Annotated in this window: 17 protein-coding genes; 9 read left to right on the plus strand and 8 right to left on the minus strand. The window is 72.7% G+C overall.

Annotated elements, in window-relative coordinates; all coding sequences use genetic code 11:
* Window positions 1–57: 57 nt before the first annotated feature.
* The 8 genes from ACI2L3_RS20225 to ACI2L3_RS20260 all read left to right on the plus strand — a co-directional run bounded on the left by ACI2L3_RS20225 (window position 58) and on the right by ACI2L3_RS20260 (window position 9,092).
* A complete protein-coding gene (locus ACI2L3_RS20225; protein WP_404753731.1) occupies window positions 58–1,572 on the plus strand; it encodes an alpha-N-arabinofuranosidase in 1,515 nt (504 codons plus the stop codon).
* A 74-nt stretch (window positions 1,573–1,646) separates the two neighbouring features.
* The gene (locus ACI2L3_RS20230) at window positions 1,647–2,666 is read left to right on the plus strand and encodes a polysaccharide lyase family 1 protein (RefSeq protein WP_404753732.1); all 1,020 of its coding nucleotides are present in this window, start codon (window positions 1,647–1,649) and stop codon (window positions 2,664–2,666) included.
* A 61-nt stretch (window positions 2,667–2,727) separates the two neighbouring features.
* Window positions 2,728–3,708, plus strand: a complete 981-nt coding sequence (locus tag ACI2L3_RS20235) for an arabinan endo-1,5-alpha-L-arabinosidase (protein WP_404753733.1) — start codon at window positions 2,728–2,730, stop codon at window positions 3,706–3,708.
* 147 nt (window positions 3,709–3,855) lie between these two features.
* The gene (locus ACI2L3_RS20240; protein WP_404753734.1) at window positions 3,856–5,355 is read left to right on the plus strand and encodes an ABC transporter substrate-binding protein; all 1,500 of its coding nucleotides are present in this window, start codon (window positions 3,856–3,858) and stop codon (window positions 5,353–5,355) included.
* 74 nt (window positions 5,356–5,429) lie between these two features.
* Entirely contained in the window at window positions 5,430–7,184 is a 1,755-nt protein-coding gene (locus ACI2L3_RS20245) for an ABC transporter permease subunit (protein ID WP_404753735.1), read from the plus strand.
* The gene (locus ACI2L3_RS20250; RefSeq protein ID WP_404753736.1) at window positions 7,181–7,321 is read left to right on the plus strand and encodes a hypothetical protein; all 141 of its coding nucleotides are present in this window, start codon (window positions 7,181–7,183) and stop codon (window positions 7,319–7,321) included. Before ACI2L3_RS20245 ends, ACI2L3_RS20250 begins: the two co-directional genes overlap by 4 nt.
* A complete protein-coding gene (locus tag ACI2L3_RS20255; RefSeq protein ID WP_404753737.1) occupies window positions 7,318–8,334 on the plus strand; it encodes an ABC transporter ATP-binding protein in 1,017 nt (338 codons plus the stop codon). The genes ACI2L3_RS20250 and ACI2L3_RS20255 overlap by 4 nt, the downstream gene beginning before the upstream one ends.
* Window positions 8,331–9,092: an ATP-binding cassette domain-containing protein gene (locus ACI2L3_RS20260; protein ID WP_404753738.1), complete on the plus strand. Its 762-nt coding sequence runs from the start codon at window positions 8,331–8,333 to the stop codon at window positions 9,090–9,092. The genes ACI2L3_RS20255 and ACI2L3_RS20260 overlap by 4 nt, the downstream gene beginning before the upstream one ends.
* A gap of 22 nt (window positions 9,093–9,114) precedes the next feature.
* Here the strand turns inward: ACI2L3_RS20260 and ACI2L3_RS20265 are convergent, their stop codons facing one another.
* The 8 genes from ACI2L3_RS20265 to ACI2L3_RS20300 all read right to left on the minus strand — a co-directional run bounded on the left by ACI2L3_RS20265 (window position 9,115) and on the right by ACI2L3_RS20300 (window position 15,402).
* Window positions 9,115–10,308, minus strand: a complete 1,194-nt coding sequence (locus ACI2L3_RS20265; protein WP_404753739.1) for a sensor histidine kinase — start codon at window positions 10,306–10,308, stop codon at window positions 9,115–9,117.
* Window positions 10,305–11,045 (minus strand): response regulator, encoded by a 741-nt coding sequence (locus tag ACI2L3_RS20270; protein WP_404753740.1) that lies wholly within the window; start codon window positions 11,043–11,045, stop codon window positions 10,305–10,307. The genes ACI2L3_RS20265 and ACI2L3_RS20270 overlap by 4 nt, the downstream gene beginning before the upstream one ends.
* A gap of 193 nt (window positions 11,046–11,238) precedes the next feature.
* Entirely contained in the window at window positions 11,239–12,027 is a 789-nt protein-coding gene (locus ACI2L3_RS20275; RefSeq protein WP_404753741.1) for a hypothetical protein, read from the minus strand.
* Window positions 12,024–12,941, minus strand: coding sequence for an ATP-binding cassette domain-containing protein (locus ACI2L3_RS20280; RefSeq protein WP_404753742.1), 918 nt, complete (start codon window positions 12,939–12,941; stop codon window positions 12,024–12,026). Before ACI2L3_RS20280 ends, ACI2L3_RS20275 begins: the two co-directional genes overlap by 4 nt.
* On the minus strand, window positions 12,938–13,141 hold the full coding sequence (locus ACI2L3_RS20285) for a hypothetical protein (protein ID WP_404753743.1): 204 nt from the start codon (window positions 13,139–13,141) through the stop codon (window positions 12,938–12,940). Before ACI2L3_RS20285 ends, ACI2L3_RS20280 begins: the two co-directional genes overlap by 4 nt.
* Window positions 13,142–13,152: 11 nt before the next feature.
* The gene (locus ACI2L3_RS20290) at window positions 13,153–14,115 is read right to left on the minus strand and encodes a sporulation-delaying protein SdpB family protein (RefSeq protein WP_404753744.1); all 963 of its coding nucleotides are present in this window, start codon (window positions 14,113–14,115) and stop codon (window positions 13,153–13,155) included.
* Complete coding sequence (locus tag ACI2L3_RS20295; RefSeq protein ID WP_404753745.1) at window positions 14,108–14,677, minus strand: SdpA family antimicrobial peptide system protein; 570 nt, start codon at window positions 14,675–14,677, stop codon at window positions 14,108–14,110. Before ACI2L3_RS20295 ends, ACI2L3_RS20290 begins: the two co-directional genes overlap by 8 nt.
* Before the next feature lie 110 nt (window positions 14,678–14,787).
* Window positions 14,788–15,402 carry a hypothetical protein gene (locus tag ACI2L3_RS20300; RefSeq protein ID WP_404753746.1) on the minus strand — a complete coding sequence of 205 codons (615 nt, stop codon included), beginning with the start codon at window positions 15,400–15,402 and terminating at the stop codon, window positions 14,788–14,790.
* Window positions 15,403–15,727: 325 nt separating this feature from the next.
* Here ACI2L3_RS20300 and ACI2L3_RS20305 point away from each other — a divergent pair, with 325 nt between their 5' ends.
* Window positions 15,728–16,804: a family 43 glycosylhydrolase gene (locus tag ACI2L3_RS20305; protein ID WP_404753747.1), complete on the plus strand. Its 1,077-nt coding sequence runs from the start codon at window positions 15,728–15,730 to the stop codon at window positions 16,802–16,804.
* Window positions 16,805–16,911 lie beyond the last annotated feature (107 nt).

The following is a 16,911-nucleotide window of genomic DNA, read 5'->3' on the forward strand; positions in this document are numbered from 1 at the left end:
GCCGTCCGCACGGACGGCCGCTCGACAGCCGCAATCCCAGATCAGGTTGAGGGAGTCATGACCCGTTCCGCCCGCTTCACCCTGCACCCGGACTTCGCCGTCGGCGACGTCGACCCGCGCCTCTTCGGCTCCTTCGTCGAACACCTCGGCAGGTGCGTCTACACCGGCATCCACGAGCCCGGCCACCCCACCGCGGACGAGGCGGGCCTGCGCGGGGACGTCCTCGACCTGATCCGCGAACTCGGGGTGACCGCCATCCGTTACCCCGGCGGCAACTTCGTCTCCGGCTACAAGTGGGAGGACTCCGTCGGCCCGGTCGACGAGCGGCCCCGCCGCCTCGACCTGGCCTGGCGCTCCACGGAGTCCAACCGCTTCGGCCTCTCCGAGTACATCGCCTTCCTCAAGAAGATCGGCCCGCAGGCCGAGCCGATGATGGCGGTCAACCTCGGCACCAGGGGAGTGGCCGAGGCGCTGGAGCTCCAGGAGTACGCCAACCACCCCTCCGGCACCGCCCTTTCGGATCTGCGCGCCGCACACGGCGACAAGGACCCCTTCGGCATCCGCCTCTGGTGCCTCGGCAACGAGATGGACGGCCCCTGGCAGACCGGCCACAAGACCGCCGAGGAGTACGGGCGGCTCGCCGCCGAGACCGCCCGCGCGATGCGGCAGATCGACCCCGCCCTGGAACTCGTCGCCTGCGGCTCGTCCGGACAGTCCATGGACACGTTCGGCGCGTGGGAGGCCACCGTCCTCGCCGAGACGTACGAACTCGTCGACCACATATCCCTGCACGCCTACTACGAGGAGATCGACGGCGACCGCGACTCGTTCCTCGCCTCCGCCGTCGACATGGAGTCCTTCATCGAGAACGTCGTCGCGACCTGCGACCACGTGGGGGCGCGCCTCAAGTCGAAGAAGAAGATCAACCTCTCCTTCGACGAGTGGAACGTCTGGTACCTGTCCAGGACCCAGGAAGAGGCGGCGGCGAATCCCCTCAACTGGCCCGAGGCGCCCCGCCTCCTTGAGGACAACTACTCGGTCACGGACGCCGTCGTCTTCGGCTCCCTCCTCATCGCGCTGCTGCGGCACGCGGACCGGGTGGCCGTCGCCTGCCTCGCGCAGCTGGTGAACGTGATCGCGCCGATCCTGACGGAGCCGGGCGGCCCGGCCTGGCGGCAGACCACGTTCTTCCCCTTCGCGCAGGCGTCGCGGTACGGACGCGGGCGGGTCCTCGACGTGCGGGTGGACTCACCGACGTACGAGACGGCGAAGTTCGGCGAGGTGCCGCTGCTGCACGCCACGGCGGTACGCGCCGACGACGGCACCGTGACCGTCTTCGCCGTCAACCGCCACCAGTCCGAGCCGCTGCCCCTGGAAGTCGCCCTGCACGGTCTCGACGTGACGTCCGTCGCCGAGCACAGCGCGCTCGCGGACGCCGACCCGGAGGCCCGCAACACGCTCGCCGAGCCGGAGCGGGTCGTCCCGCACGAGGTGACGGGCGCGGAGCTCCGGGACGGCACGCTGACCGCCACGCTGGAGCCACTCTCCTGGAACGTGATCCGGCTCACCTGACCGGCAACCTGCCGACGGGTGGCGGCGACTACCCGGCGTACCCCTCCCATGAGCCGCTCTGAAGGGACATCCGTATGAGCACGCACCGCAGGGGCCCCAACCGTCGCCGCCACCTGATGCTGTTCGCCGGGGCCGCCGCCGCGGCCCTCGGGCTCGGCGCCGCGCTGCCGCAGCTCGCCACCGCCGAACCCGCCCGGGCGGCCGACCGGGCGCCGGCCGTACGGGCCGAGAACGCACCGGTCGGCTTCGGCGCGGGGACGACGGGCGGCGGCAACGCCACCCCCGTCACCGTCAGCACGCTCGCCGCCTTCAAGTCCGCCGTGGCGAGCGACACCGCCAAGGTCGTCAAGGTCAACGGCCTGATCCCGCTCAGCGGTCAGGTCGACATCGGCTCCAACACCACGGTCCTCGGCACCGGTTCGGCCTCCGGCTTCACCGGCGGCGGCCTGCGCGTCAAGGAGGCCACCAACGTCGTCGTGCGCAACCTGAACATCAGCAAGCCGGTCGCGCCCGCCGACGGCATCACCGTGCAGGAGTCGACGAAGGTGTGGATCGACCACAACTCCTTCTCGGCGGACCGCGAACACGACAAGGACTATTACGACGGTCTGCTCGACATCAACCACGGCTCGGACAACGTCACCGTGTCGTGGAACACCTTCAAGGACCACTTCAAGGGCTCCCTCGTCGGACACAGCGACAACAACGGGTCCGAGGACAAGGGCCACTTGAAGGTGACCTACCACCACAACCACTTCAGCAACGTCTACTCGCGCATCCCCAGCCTCCGCTTCGGCACCGGCCACTTCTACGACAACTACGTCCAGGGCGCCGAGACGGCCGCGCACTCGCGGATGGGCGCGCAGCTGCTCGTCGAGAACAACGTCTTCCGCTCCACCAAGGTCGCCGTGACCACCAGCCGCAGCAGCGACGTCGACGGCTACGCGGTGCTGCGGGGCAACGACCTCGGGGGCGCCGCCACCGAGATCTCACAGGTGGGCTCGTTCACGAACCCGCCGTACGGCTACACCGCCGAGCCGGCCTCGTCCGTCGTCGCGTCGGTGACGCAGGGCGCGGGCACCGGAAAGCTCTGACGCCCTCGAAAGCTCTGACGCCTTAGAAAGCTCTGACGCCTTCAGAAGCAAGGAGAATCGTGTGAGCCGCAGCCGCAGCCGCAGCCGCAGAGCACTCCTCGTCCTGCCCGCCGCCGTGTTGCTGGCCCTCGTGCCGGGCACCGCCTCGGCCTATCCCAACCCCGGAACCGTCACCGGCAGCACCGTCGTCCACGACCCGACGATGGTCCGCACCCCGTCCGGCAAGTACCTCCTGTACGCCACCGGCGGCGGCATCGGCCACCGGGCCTCCACCGACCGGATCGCCTTCCGCGCCGGCGCGGACGCCTTCGGCAGCAGGCCGGGCTGGTGGTCGCGGTACTCCACGGTGCCCGAGGCCTGGGCACCCGACATCTCGTACCACGGCGGGAAGTACCTGATGTACTACTCCGTCTCCAGCTTCGGCTCCAACACGTCCGCGATCGGACTCGCGGGCTCCACCACGGGCGAGCCGGGCACCTGGACCGACTACGGAGCGGTTGTCACCTCCGGCCCGGACAGCGACCACAACGCCATCGACCCGAACCTCTTCGTCGACGACGACGGCAAGTGGTGGTTGTCGTTCGGCAGTTGGTGGACGGGGATCAAGATGATCCGCGTCGACCCCGCGACGGGCAAGCCGTACGCGGGCGACACGACCCGCCACTCGCTCGCCTCCCGGCCGACCGGGACGAAGGCGGTCGAGGCGCCGTACGTGATCAAGAGGAACGGCTCCTACTACCTCTTCGCGTCGTACGACACCTGCTGCGCGGGCACGAACTCGACGTACAAGATCAAGGTGGGGCGCGCCTCATTGCCGACGGGCCCGTACTACGACAAGAACGGCGTCGCGATGACGAGGAACGGAGGCACGACCGTCCTGGAGTCGCACGGCCGGTACATCGGGCCCGGCGGGCAGTCCGTGCTGAAGGACGTCGACGGGGACCTGCTCGTCTACCACTACTACGACGGCCAGGACAACGGCACCCCGAAGCTCGGGGTCAACCTGCTCGACTGGAGTTCGGGGTGGCCGGTGGCCCGCTGACCGGGCCTGGGACGGGACACGTCGACACCTCGACACCTCGGCACATCGACTCGTTATTGAAAACGATTGTCATGCTGCTATGGTCAAGCGGCCGCAAAGTCGACGTCAGCCGCAGAGTCGACGTGTCCCGTTCCAGGAAGAAGTCCCGTGCGCCCTCGCAAGCTGCTGCCTCCCGCCGCCCTGACCCTGTCCTCCGTGCTCGCTCTCACCGGGTGCTTCGCCGCGAGCACGGCCGGCTCGGGCAAGGCGTCGGACGGCGGACGGATACGCGTGGCGATGATGAACCCGCCCCGCTCCGGCCTCTCCCCGCTCAGCGACGACGCCTTCAAGCTGTCGCGCTGGTCCACCGCGGAGACGCTGGTCACCCTGGACGAGGACGGCGACGCCGAACCCGCGCTCGCGACCAGGTGGAAGCGGACGGACGACCGCACCTGGACCTTCACGCTCCGCGAGGGCGTGACGTTCCACGACGGCACCCCGCTGACCGCGCGGGCCGTCGAGCGCTCCCTCACCGAGGCGGCCACCGCCTCCCCCAAGCCGCGCATCCTCGACGGCGTCGACTTCAAGGCCGAGGCCGGGGCCGGGGGCGACACCGTCGTCGTCACCACGGGCGAGCCCGACCCGCTCGTCCCGCAGCGGCTCTCCTCGCCGCAGCTGTCCATCCTGGCCGCCAAGGCGTACCGGGGCAGGACGGTCGACCCGGTCGGGGCGGGCACCGGCGCCTTCGTCCTGAAGGGGGCCGACGGCACGTCGTCGGCGACCCTCGACCGCAACGAGAAGTACTGGGGCGGACGCGCCAGGGCCGCCGGGATCGACGTGACGTTCGTCCCCGACGGCGCCGCGCGGGCCGCCGCCCTGCGCAGCGGCGACGCCGACATCGTCGAGGCGATCCCGGTCTCCCAGGCCTCGCTCCTGGAGAAGGACCAGATCACCGAGGTGCCCATGCCGCGCACCAACACCCTCTACCTGAACACCGCCAAGGGCGTCTTCAAGGACGCCGGACAGCGGGCCGCCGCCCGCGAGGCCATCGACGCCGACGCCCTCGTCGACGACATCTACGAAGGGCGCGCCGACACCGCCGAAGGCCTGCTCGGACCCGCCCTGCCGTGGGCGGCGGAGCGTGCCGGGCGCACCCGCGCCGCCGAACCGGCGAAGCCGTCCGGCGAGACCATCACCATCGGCACCTTCACCGACCGGGCCGAACTGCCCGAGGTGGCGGCCACGCTCCAGCAGCAGCTGAAGAAGGCCGGGTTCAAGGTGAAGCTGGAGGTGCGCGAGTACGCCGCCGTCGAGGCGGACGCGCTGGCCGGGAAGTTCGACGCGTTCATCCTCTCCCGCGCCACCGTCATCGACTCCGGCGACCCGGCCGCGTACCTGCGCAGCGACTTCGCGGGCGACGGCTCCTTCAACATCTCCCAGCTCGCCGACCCGGACGTCGACAACGCCGTCCGCACGGCGGAGGAGACCACGTCCGGCGACGCCCGCCGCGCCGCGGTCCTCGACGCCGAGACCGCCGTCCTCAACACCGACGCGGCCGTCCCGATGCTCCACGAACGGGTCATCCAGGGCGACGCCACGAACGTGGTGGGCTCCGCGAAGGATCCACGCGAGCGTGAGCTGATCACCCTCGACACGTACGTCAAGTGATGGCCGACATACGCTACTTGGCCCGACGGATACGGCTCGTGACGCGCCGGGCGCGTGGGGCGATGTTGCGGGGCATGGGGTCGGGCGCGGCTCGGGCCGGGCTCGTGCGGGTCTGCGCGCTCGCCGTCGTCCTCGCCGTCGTCGGACTGCTGCCCTGGCTGTCCGGCCGGGACCCGGCACTCACCGTGCTCCGCGCGCGCTCCGCCGAACAGGAGCCCACCGCCGAGGCGCTGTCGGCGATCCGCGCCGACCTCGGCCTGGACGCCGGGCCCCTCACCCTGCTCACCGGCTGGGCCGGCGGCGTGCTCCGGGGCGACCTCGGCACCTCCTGGGTCTCCGGAGCCGACGTGCTCCCCTCCGTGCTCTCCGGACTCGGCGTCTCGCTCACCCTCATGGGCGCCTCGCTCGCCGTGGCGCTGCTCGTCGCGGCCGCCGTGTGCCTGCCCACGCTGGTGCGCGGCGCGCGCGGCACCCTGCGGGGCGGGGGAGGCGCGGCCGGGGCGATGCTCGCCGCCGTACCCGAATTCCTGCTCGCCACCGTGCTGCTGATCGTCCTCGGCGTGTGGTGCGGGCTCCTCCCCGTCTCCGGCTGGCAGGGGCCACGCCACCTCGTGCTGCCCGCCCTCGCCATGGGCCTCCCCGCGGGCGGGCTGCTCGGCCGGCTCGTGGACGACGCGCTGCCCGCGGTGTTCCGCGAGCGCTGGACGGACGTGTGGCGGGCGAGCGGGACGAGCCCCGCCCGGCTGACCGGGGCGGCACTGCGGCGCGCCCTGCCCGCGCTCGTGCCGCAGGCCGGCCTGGTCACGGTCGGGCTGACCGGCGGCGCGGTCGCCGTCGAAACCGTCTTCGCGGTGCCCGGCCTCGGCCGCACCGCGCTCGGCGCCGCCAAGTCCCAGGACCTGCCGCTGCTCCAGGGCTCGGTCCTCGCGCTGCTGCTCCTCGCCCTGGCGGCGGGCGGCTGCGCGGCCCTCGTACGGAAGGCGCTGTTCGGCGCCGCGCTCAAGGGCTCGGCGCTCGCGCTGCCCGCACCGCCGCCGGGACACGTGCCGGCGAGGGTGCCGGCCCTGCTCGGAGCGGCTCTCGCGGCCGTCATCGGGTGGGGGCTGCTGCGTGACCCGTACGGGGTCGACACGACGCTGCGACTCGCGGCGCCCTCCACCGCGCACCCCCTCGGCACGGACGCGCTCGGCCGCGACGTGCTGGCCAGACTCGGACACGGAGCCGCGAGCACCGTCGGCGTGGCGCTCGCCGTGTGCGCCGTCTCGCTGCTCGTCGCGCTCGTCCTCGGCTTCCTGCCGAACGTGGCCGCGGGCGCCTCCGACATCGCCAACGCGCTGCCGCCCGTCGTCGTCGGCGTCCTCGCCGCCGCCCTCACCGGGCCCAGCACCTTCGGCGCGTCCCTCGCGGTCGCGCTCATCTCCTGGCCTCCGCTGGCCGCGCACGCCGCGGCGCTCGTCCAAGAGACGCGCGCCGGGGCCCACTTGGCGGCACAACGCGCGATCGGGGCGAGCCCTCTGTGGATCCTCACCCGGCACGTGCTGCCCGCCGTCGCGGGCCCCGTCGCCCGGCACGCGCTCCTGCGCCTCCCCGGCACCGCGCTCGCCCTGGCGGCCCTCGGCTTCCTCGGCCTCGGCGCACGGCCGCCGTCCCCCGAGTGGGGCCTCCTGCTCGACGAGTCACGCCTGTACGTCGAGAGGGCACCGGTGGCGGCCCTCGCACCGGCGGCCGCGCTGGCGCTCCTTGCGGGCCTGGCGGTGACGCTGGCGGCGGTACGGCCGCGCGCGTCGCGTCCGGCACGGTCCACGATGCTCGCGGAGGTCAAGGCATGAGCAGCCTCTTGTTCGCGGTGCGGGATCTGCGGGTGCCCGCGGCCTTCGCACCGGCTGTCGTGCTCGTGCTGCGGCCGCGCGCGGCGCGTACGTCGCGTCCGGCACAGTCGACGATGCTCGCGGAGGTCAAGGCATGAGCACTCCCTTGCTCGCCGTGCGGGACCTGCGGGTGACCGTCGGCTCGGTGCCCGCCGTGCGTGGCGTCTCCTTCGATGTCCACGCCGGCCGGGTCACCGCCCTGGTCGGCGAGTCCGGTGCGGGCAAGTCGCTGACCGCCCGGGCCGTCCTCGGGCTCGCGCCGCGCGGCGCCCGGGTGACCGGCAGCGTACGTCTCGACGGCGAGGAGATCGCCGGGGCGGGGGTGGACGTCTACGGCCGCCTCTGGGGGCGGCGCATCGCGTACGTCCCGCAGGACGCGCTCACCGTACTCAGCCCCGTGCACACGGTAGGCGCCCAACTCGCCGCCGCCGTACGCTCGGTGGCCCGCGTCCCGCGCGCGGAAGCCCGGCGCAGGGCGGTCGCGGCGCTGGACCGCGTCGGCATCGCGGACGCGGCACGGCGCGCCCGCCGCCTCCCGCACGAGTTCTCCGGCGGCATGCGCCAGCGCGCGGTGATCGCGATGGCGCTGGTGAACTCCCCGGACCTGATCGTCGCCGACGAACCGACCACGGCGCTCGACCCCCGCCTCCGGGAGGAGATCCTGCACACCCTGACCGCCTGTGACGAGTCCGAGGACAAGACCCCGGCGCTGCTCCTCATCACCCACGACCTCCCCCTGGCGGCCGCCCACGCCGACCACACGGTGGTCCTGTACGCGGGAAGACCCACGGAATCGGGCCCGACGTCCCAGGTGCTCACCCGTCCCAAGTCCCCGTACACGGCGGCCCTCCTGGCCTCGCTGCCGCAACCCCCGGAGGGGCGGCGTGCGGCCCGCGAGCCGTTGCCCGTCATCGCGGGGAGTCCGCCGTCACCGCTCGCGCTCCCCGCGGGGTGTGCCTTCGCGGCCCGGTGCCCGGTGGCCGTCGACGGGTGCCGGGCGGCGGAGCCCGCGCTGGTCGACGGGGGCGGCGGGCACGCTGTCGCATGCCGTCGCTCTGAAGAGCTGCCCGCGCCCCTCACCGGGCTCTTCGCCGAGGAGGCCGTCGCGTGACTCCGCTGCTCGAAGTGACCGATCTGGTCGTGCGCTACGGGGAGCACACCGCCGTGGACCGCGTGTCGTTCCGTGTCGAGGAGGGTGAGACGCTCGCGCTGACGGGGGAGTCCGGCTGCGGTAAATCGTCCACGGCGAACGCCGTGCTCGCGCTGCGCAGGCCCGAGCGGGGCAGCAGCGTCCGGTTCGCCGGACAGGAGCTGACGACGCTGCGCGGCCGCGAACTGCGCGCGCTGCGTCCGCGGTTCCAGCCCGTCTTCCAGGACCCCTACGCCTCCCTGTCCCCCCGCACCCCCATCGGCGCCACCATCACCGAGCCGCTGCGCGTGCACGGCAGACCCGTCGCCGGAAGGGCGGCCGAGCTGATGGAGCTGGTCGGCCTCGATCCCGCGTACGCGGGCCGCCTGCCGCACGAGCTCTCCGGCGGCCAGTGCCAGCGTGCCGGAATCGCCAGGGCCCTCGCCCTCGGCCCCCGGCTCCTCGTCCTCGACGAACCGGTCTCCGCGCTCGACCCCTCCGTCCGCGCGGGCATCGTCAACCTCCTCGCCGACCTCCAGGACCGCCTCGGCCTCGGCTACCTCTTCATCTGCCACGACCTGACCCTCGTCCGCCACTTCGCCCACCGCGTCGCCGTCATGTCGGCCGGCCGCATCGTGGAGACGGCCCCCACGCACGAACTCTTCGACGCACCCCGGGACCCGTACACCCGCCAGTTCCTCACCGGCGGACGGTCGGACCGCCGGCGCGAAGGCCGATGAGCCGCTGCCGCCCGCCGCGCCGTCAGCCCCTCTCCGGGCCCATGAGCCCGTGCCCGGGAGCCGGGAACGCGGCGCGCAGCAGGAAGGTGCCGTCCGGTGCCGGGCCTGCGGTGAGTGCGCCGCCCAGGACTCGGGCGCGTTCGCGCAGACCGGTCAGGCCGTGGCCGCCGCTCCCCTCCGGGGCGGCCGGGGCCGCTTCCCCCGCGGGTTCCCGGGCCGGCGCGCTGCGGACCTCGACGACCAGGCAGGTGTCGCCGTCCACGGACTCCACGCGCACAGCTACCGGGGCGCCGGTGTCACCGTGCCTCAGTACGTTGGTCAATGCCTCCTGCACCGTGCGGTAGGCGGCGAGCTCCACGGTGGCGGGCCAGTGCACCCCGTCCCCGGGGGCGATGGTCAGTGGCCGCACCGTGAGTCCGCTGCGCTCGACGAGGACGGGGATGTCGGCCAGGCGGGAGCCGAGCGGCACGCTCGTCTCCTCGGGGTGCTGTCCGCGCAGCGCGCCGACCAGGTGCCGTACCTCGTTCAGGGCGCGCAGGCTCACCGCGCGGATCACTTCGGCCTCCCGGCGGGTGTCCGCGTCCGGGGCCCGCCGGGCCAGCGCCGCCGCTCTGACCGAGATCAGGCTCATCTCGTGCCCCACCACGTCGTGCATCTCCCGGGCGAGCCCGGCCCGCGCGGCCTCCTCGACGGCGGCGCGCTCACTCCTGAGGGCCCGCTCCTGGCTCTGTCGCAGGGCCAGGACCTGTTCGGCGACGCGGGCCCGGGAGCGGAGCAACTGCCCGAGCGCCGCCGGTGCCGCCCCGAACACCACGCAGTACACGAGGGCCTGGAGCACGTCACCGGACGCGTGTGACGAACCGCCGCGCCACAGCGGATGGTCGAGGAGTTCGATGCCGGACACCACGAGCGCACACAGCGACGCCGCCACGAGCGGGAGTACGCGTGCCGCCGCCACCAGGGCCACCAAGGGGGCCAGTTGCATGCCCGCCGGGAGCGCGGGCAGCGTCAGGGCGAGCACGAGCACCGGTCGGCGCCGCCGCCACGGCAGGACGGCCAGCGCGAGCACCGTCAGCACGAGGCCGTACGGGCCCGGCCGCTCCTTCTCGCCTTCGAGGAGTTCCACCAGCAGGTCGGTGCCCGCGAAGAGCAGTACGGCGGCCTCGGTCGCGCAGCGGCGCGGGAAGGACGGGAGCCGGGACGCGGTGAGCGTCATCGGGCCGGTTCCGGGGGCGGCAGGGATGCGCCGACGAGACCGGCCCGGTGGGCGATGACCGCGGCGCGCACGCGGTTGTCCGTGCCCAGCTTGGCGAGCGTGGCACTGACATGTTCCTTGGCCGTGCCGGGAGTGATGCCGAGCCGTTCGGCTATCTCCGGGTTGGACAGGCCGGTGCCGAGCAGCGCGAGCACCTCGTGCTCCCGGGCGGTGAGCCGGGCCAGCCGCTCCCGCAGTTCGCGCGGTGCGGTCCGTGGTGCGGCTCCGGCCGTGGCGGGGCCCGGGACTTCCCGGTCCGAGGCGTCCGGGCCAGGGGGCGCCGGGGCGTCGAGCGAGGAGGCGTACCCCTCCACGACCGCCGTGGCGATGGAGGGGGAGAGCAGCCCACCGCCCACCGCCGCCGCGCGCACGGCGCGGATCAGGTCGTCCGGATCGCTGTCCTTGAGCAGGAAGCCGTCCGCCCCGGCGCGCAGCGCGCGCACCACGTACGCGTCGGCGCTGAAGGAGGTGAGCATGACCACGGCCGGTGTCGGAATGCGTCCCTTGAGGTCCTCGAGCACCGCGAGGCCGTCGCGCTGAGGCATCCGGATGTCGAGCAGCACCACGTCGGGAGAGTGCGCGGCCACGGCCTTGAGCACGCCGTCGGCCTCGCACGCCTCGACCACGCGGATGTCCCCGGCCGTCTCCAGGACCATCCGCAAGCCCGTACGGAACAGTTCCTCGTCATCGACGATCACGACGTCGATGACATCGCCAGGCCGGCCCGCCCGTCTGTCCGTCACTGTCTCCGCAGCCCCCGTCGTCGCTCCTGCTCCCCCGGTTGATCAAGCATCAAGTCACCATCATGGGATTTACGTCCTGACTTGCGCAAACCGGTCGCGATCGATCCGGGTGCGGGCGGGCCGGACCCTTATTCCAGGACCCGCTCCGCTATTCCAGGACCCGCTCCGCCCGGAAGACCAGCGGCATCAGGACGAGCAGCACGGCCGTCAGCACCAGGGTGCCGCTCACGTACCAGCCCGTCACCGTCGTGTACGCGTCGGGTGCCAGGCTGCCGGCCGTCGTCGCTCCCAGCGCCGGTAGCAGGGCGACCGTCCGCGCGAGGCCACCGCCGAGTCCCGCTGTCGGGCGCAGTCCGGCAGGCCAGCGAAAGCCGACGAACACGGTGGCGGACGCGGCCCACAGCACGGAGGCGGCCGGGACCAGCAGCCCCAGCAGCAGGTATCCGGCGCTGAGATGGACGGTGCTGCCGCCGAGAGCCAGGGCCAGCCAGGCGAGTCCGGTGAAACCGAGGACGAGCACGAGCCAGGACAGCGCTCCGGTGATCAGCGCGCACGCCGTGTAGGCGAGGTACACCGAGCGCAGGCGGACCGGCGTGGCGAGCAGCGCCTCCATGGAGCCGCCCGCCAGGTCCCCGGAGACGACGGCGCGGCTGACCGCCCCCGTGATCAGCGCGGCGGCCACCCCGAGCAGCGTGGGCGCGGCGAGCAGCGCGGTGCTCAGCGCGCGGGCGGTGGCGGAGTGCAGGCCGGCCACGGCGACCAGGCCGTTGTCGGCGGCGGCGAGTTCTCCGTGGACCGCGTCGGGGAAGACGTGCGGCAGCACGAGAAGAAGGGCGACGAGGCCCGTGCCTGCGGCCGCGGGGACGAGCAGGGCCTGGCGGCCCTGGTGGCGCCAGGTGCGGACGAGGAGGGCGCCGAGAAGTCCGCCGGTGGTCATGAGGAGTCGTCCAGGAGTTGATGGATGGTGGCTTCCAAGGCGGAGGTCCGAGTGCCGGTCCCGGTGGCGTCGGCCTCGCCTTCAGCGGTGCGCCCCGTGCTCACAGAGGCGGGGCGTACGTCGGTGACCTCGACGCCGGCGGCGACGAGCCCCGCGATGTGCTCACCGATCGTCGTGTCCTGCCCGGGCTCGGCCCGTTCCCAGCCGCCGTCGCCGCGCGAGGTGCGCAGGTCGTACGCGGACGGCGACTGGGCCCGCTCCGGGGCGCCCGGCACCGGCAGTCCGGTGAGCGTCCCGCCCTTGAGGACCAGCAGTTGTGAGGTGAGCGTCATCGCCTCGGGCACGCTGTGCGTGGAGTAGAGGACGGTCTTGTCCGCTCCCCAGGAACGCACCAGCGCGCGAGTGTGCTCGGCGCTGACCGGATCGAGCCCCGTCATGGGCTCGTCGAGCAGCAGGACGTGCGGATCGGTCAGGGTGAGCCTGGCCAGGTCGGCCCGCTGGAGCTGGCCCCTGCTGAGCCGGGCGGTACGCCGGTCGAGCAGCCGCTCGATGTCGAACCGCCCGGCCGCCTCCCGTATCCGCGCGGCGCGCCGCGCCCCGTCGAGGCCCTGCACCCGGGCCCAGAACTCCAGGTTGTCCCGCACGCTCAACTGCGGGCTGAGCGCGGCACGGTGGGTGAGCACGCCGATCGCGCGCTTCGCCTCGCGGTGGGCGGCCAGGTCGGCGCCGCCGAGGAGTACCCGCCCCGCGAGCGGCGGCAGAATGCCGGCCAGGACCCGCATGAGCGTGGTCTTCCCGGCGCCGTTGCGCCCGAGCAGGACATGCACTCCGGGGGCGAGTTCCGTGTCGATGGGGCCGAGCACGGGGCGTTCGCGGTACCCGGCGACGACCCCCTCCAGACGTACTCCCGTCACGGCGCGTCGAAGAGGGTGGCGCGCTGCTCGGCCGTCAGCTCGCTCTCGTCGACGCGACGCAGCAGCGACAGGTGCCGGCCCGCCTTGCACATGCCCAGCCTGCGCGGACCGAGCCGGATGGTGGTCACCGAGGCGCCGGGCACCCACGTTCCCCAGAAGACGTGGCCCTTGCCGCACGCGATGATGGTGTCCGCGGTCATGTGTTTCTCCTTCAGCCGAGGTGGGGGGTGGGGGTCGGTTCTGTTTCGGTTCTCCGCGGGCTCTCGGCCTCGTCGGCGTCCCCGGCCTCACGCGGTACGCGGTCCGGTGTCGCGGCCACCGCGGCGGAACCGATCATGATCAGGGAGAAGCTCCACAGGCCGATGGTCGCGATGATCGCGCCGTGCAGCAGCACATCCAGACGGAAGGCCAGCTTCCGCCAGCGCTCCGGGCCGATCAGCAACGCGGCGATCACCAGCTCAATGATGATCGCACCCCAGGTCATCGCGCTGACCAGCAGTCCATTTCCGGACATCTTCAGCAGCGGTGCCGCGAAGGGTTCGGCGACCCCGAAGACCGGGTCGCGCAACACGTAGTACTCGGCCGAACCGTTCAGCCAGTCCGGGACGCCGAACTTGCTGATGCCGGACTGCAGATAGAGGATCACCAACTGCACGCGCAGGGCCCAGAAGGCGGCGAACGCCACCCCTCGGCGCCGCGGGCCGAGCGCGGTGGCCGGCCGTTGCCAGTGCCAGCGCCGGTCGTCGGCCAGGCCCATGAGGACCAGCAGCAGACAGACGATCCTCGCGATGGCCTCGCCGCCGTCGGGCAGCGCGGTACTGACGCCGATCGAGTACGCGATCCAGGCGTGGATCCACACCGTCCAGCGGGGCCGGTATCCGCTGGCGACGAGGGCGAGCAGCGCGACCATGATCCAGCGGCGCCACTCCTGGGAGACGGCGTCACCGCCCACGCAGTACGTGGAGACGGCCTGCACGCCCGCGCAGTGCGGGTACGGCGGCTCGCCGAGGAGAGGGTGGAGCAGCGCGGCGGACGGGGTGAGTGCCAGCGTGACCAGATGCGCCAGGGCGATGACCGTGCGGCCGCAGCCGAACCACACCGACCGTGGATCGAAACATCGCAACGCCCGGTCGACGGCGTCTGGAAAGCCACTGGGCTTCACCGCCTCAGTCATCGCACCGGATCCGCAGGTGCGCCGCGCGGGTCACGCGTGAGGACTCGGACAGCAACTCGCGATAGGCCCAGGGCACGGGCCGCTGACTGGTCACGATGACGTCTCCGCAGAGCGAGGGAAGAGGCGAGGGGTTGGCCACCGCGGCGGCGGGCCGGGCCGCGGCCGCGCGCAGACAGTCGTCGTTGGAGCCCCGGCAGGTCTCCCAGTGGCGCACCTCGGAGGCGAGCAGCGCCTCCTCGGGGCCTTGGGCGCGCTGCCGCCGCGAGAGGCCGAAGAGGTTCTCGGCCTTGCCCTGCGGGGTCAGCGAGAGGTTCTCGGGCGGTGCTCCGCCGCGCGGCCGGTAGGCGCCGAACTGCTCGCTCTGCGGATCCTTGGTGAAGAAGGCCCAGCCCTGCGGAACGAACGCGGAGAACGCGGTCTTCACCGGGGGCATCCATGACTGCGTGGTCACATTGCGCGGCATGGCGAAGTAGATGGAGGCGGCCAGGACGGCGAACAGCGCGGCGGCGGCCGTGCCGAAGGCCCGGCGCTCTCGCCGTACGGCCTGGGGGGTGTCGCTCATGTGTGTTCCCTCGGACGTGTGGGGGTGCCGCCCGCCGACGGGGGAGGACGGCACGCCCACACGGTGTTCGCGGGACCCCGGCACTCGTCGCGCCGTGGCCGCCGCGACGCTTACAGAGCCTTGGCCACCGCGACGTTCAGCGCCTCGCGGGTGAACTGCGAAGTGTCGTCGGCGGGCTGGTAGGCGAGCACCACGACCACACCGACCTCGGCGACGGCCGCCACCGTGGTGGCCACGGTGCCGCTCTGGAGAACGACGTTGTCCGTCTTGACCCAGAAAGAGCCACGCGCGACGCCGTCGGGGAGCGACTTCTTGTCGGTCACCTTGTTCACGTCGGCCGCGAGGCGGGTGAGCGCGGCGTCGACCTTGTACGGGTCGCCGCTCTGTACGTTCTCGGTGACGGCCCGGTGGAAGTTCGGGTCGGCCTTGCGCAGCGCTCCCGTGAAGGCGGTGGTCTTCGCCGCGTCCACTTTCTGGCGCGGAATGCCGAACTTGTCGAGCACGTCGGGGTGCTCCTGTGCGGCGCGGCCGCTGCCCAGCGCGAAGAGCCCGACGATCTCCTGGTCGTCGTACACGACGCCGTCGGCGGCGGCGCCGCTCCTGCCGCCGTCGCGGTCGGCGGGCTGTGCCGCGAGCGCCGTGGGGGCGAGCGTGGTCAGCACGGTGGCCGCGGTGACCACGCCGATACCGGCGATCCGGGTGCGTCGGTCCGCCTTCAGCTGCACGTTGTCTCCTCGTGGAAGTTCCGGTCCCGGCGACTGCCCGAACCGGAACTCGATCTTGGTCGCGGCGGTACGGCGCCTCAAGAAAGAGACCGCAAAGGGGCGGCAACAAGACCATGTCGGCCCCTCGTGTCTCTCCCGCCGGTCAGGGGGGTGCAGCCCCCCTGCCGGGGGGTGCACCCGACGTGCGAGCGCCAGCAGCCAGATCGCCCCGTCCTACCCGTTGACCTGTCCGCAACACGCCTTTACCGTTTCGGCGTTCGACATCACAGATGGTGTTCGAAATCACGGACGTCACGTCTCCTCGCTCCGGAAAGGCGCGCACCGTATGCACTCCAGCGACCAACGCCCGCACCGCAGATTCGTGTTGAAGGGCGCCGCCCTCGCCGCCGGCACCCTCGCCGCCGCCCCGGCCGTCGCCCGCGCCGCCACGCCGGGCGCCGGCCGGGCCCCGCACGCCGGCCCCTTCACCAACCCCCTCGTCCGGCAGCGTGCCGACCCGCACATCCACCGGCACACCGACGGCCGCTACTACTTCACCGCCACCTCACCCGAGTACGACCGCATCGTCCTGCGCCGCTCCCGCACCCTGCGCGGCATCGCGACCGCCGAGGAGGCCGTCGTCTGGCGCAAGCACACGAGCGGTGACATGGGCGCGCACATCTGGGCGCCGGAGATCCACCACATCGACGGCAAGTGGTACCTGTACTTCGCCGCCGCGCCCGCCGACGACGTGTGGAAGATCCGCATGTGGGTCCTGGAGAACTCCCACCGCGACCCGTTCAAGGGGACGTGGACGGAGAAGGGGCGGATCGTCACCGCCTGGGACACGTTCTCCCTGGACGCGACCACCTTCACGCACCGCGGGTCCCGCTACCTCGCCTGGGCGCAGTACGAGCCCGGCATGGACAACAACACGGCCGTGTTCCTGTCGCGCATGGCCAACCCCTGGACCGTGACGGGGCCTCAGGTCCGGCTCACCACACCCGAGTACGACTGGGAGTGCGTCGGGTTCAAGGTGAACGAGGGCGCCTCGGTCATCAAGCGCAACGGACGCGTCTTCATGACGTACTCCGCGAGCGCCACCGACTCCAACTACTGCCTGGGCCTGCTCACCGCCGACGCCCGCAGCGACCTCCTCGACCCCGCGTCGTGGACGAAGTCACCGAAGCCCGTCTTCACCAGCAACGACACCACGAAGCAGTACGGGCCCGGCCACAACTCCTTCACCGTCGCCGAGGACGGCCGCACCGACGTCCTCGTCTACCACGCCCGCCAGTACAAGGAGATCACCGGCGACCCGCTGCACGACCCCAACCGGCACACCCGCATCCAGCGCCTGGGCTGGAAGGCCGACGGCACGCCGGACTTCGGCGTCCCCGTGGCCGACGGCCGCAGTTCGTGAAAAGTGGCGGGGGGGGGCGGCCCCGGGGGGGGGGGGGGGGCGGCGGGCCGGGGGGGCGGGGGGGGGGGCGGGGGGGGGGGGGGGGGTTCCGGGAGGAGCCGGCGGGG

The sequence above is a fragment of the Streptomyces sp. NPDC029674 genome (genome assembly GCF_044903205.1).
Taxonomy (GTDB): Bacteria; Actinomycetota; Actinomycetes; order Streptomycetales; family Streptomycetaceae; genus Streptomyces.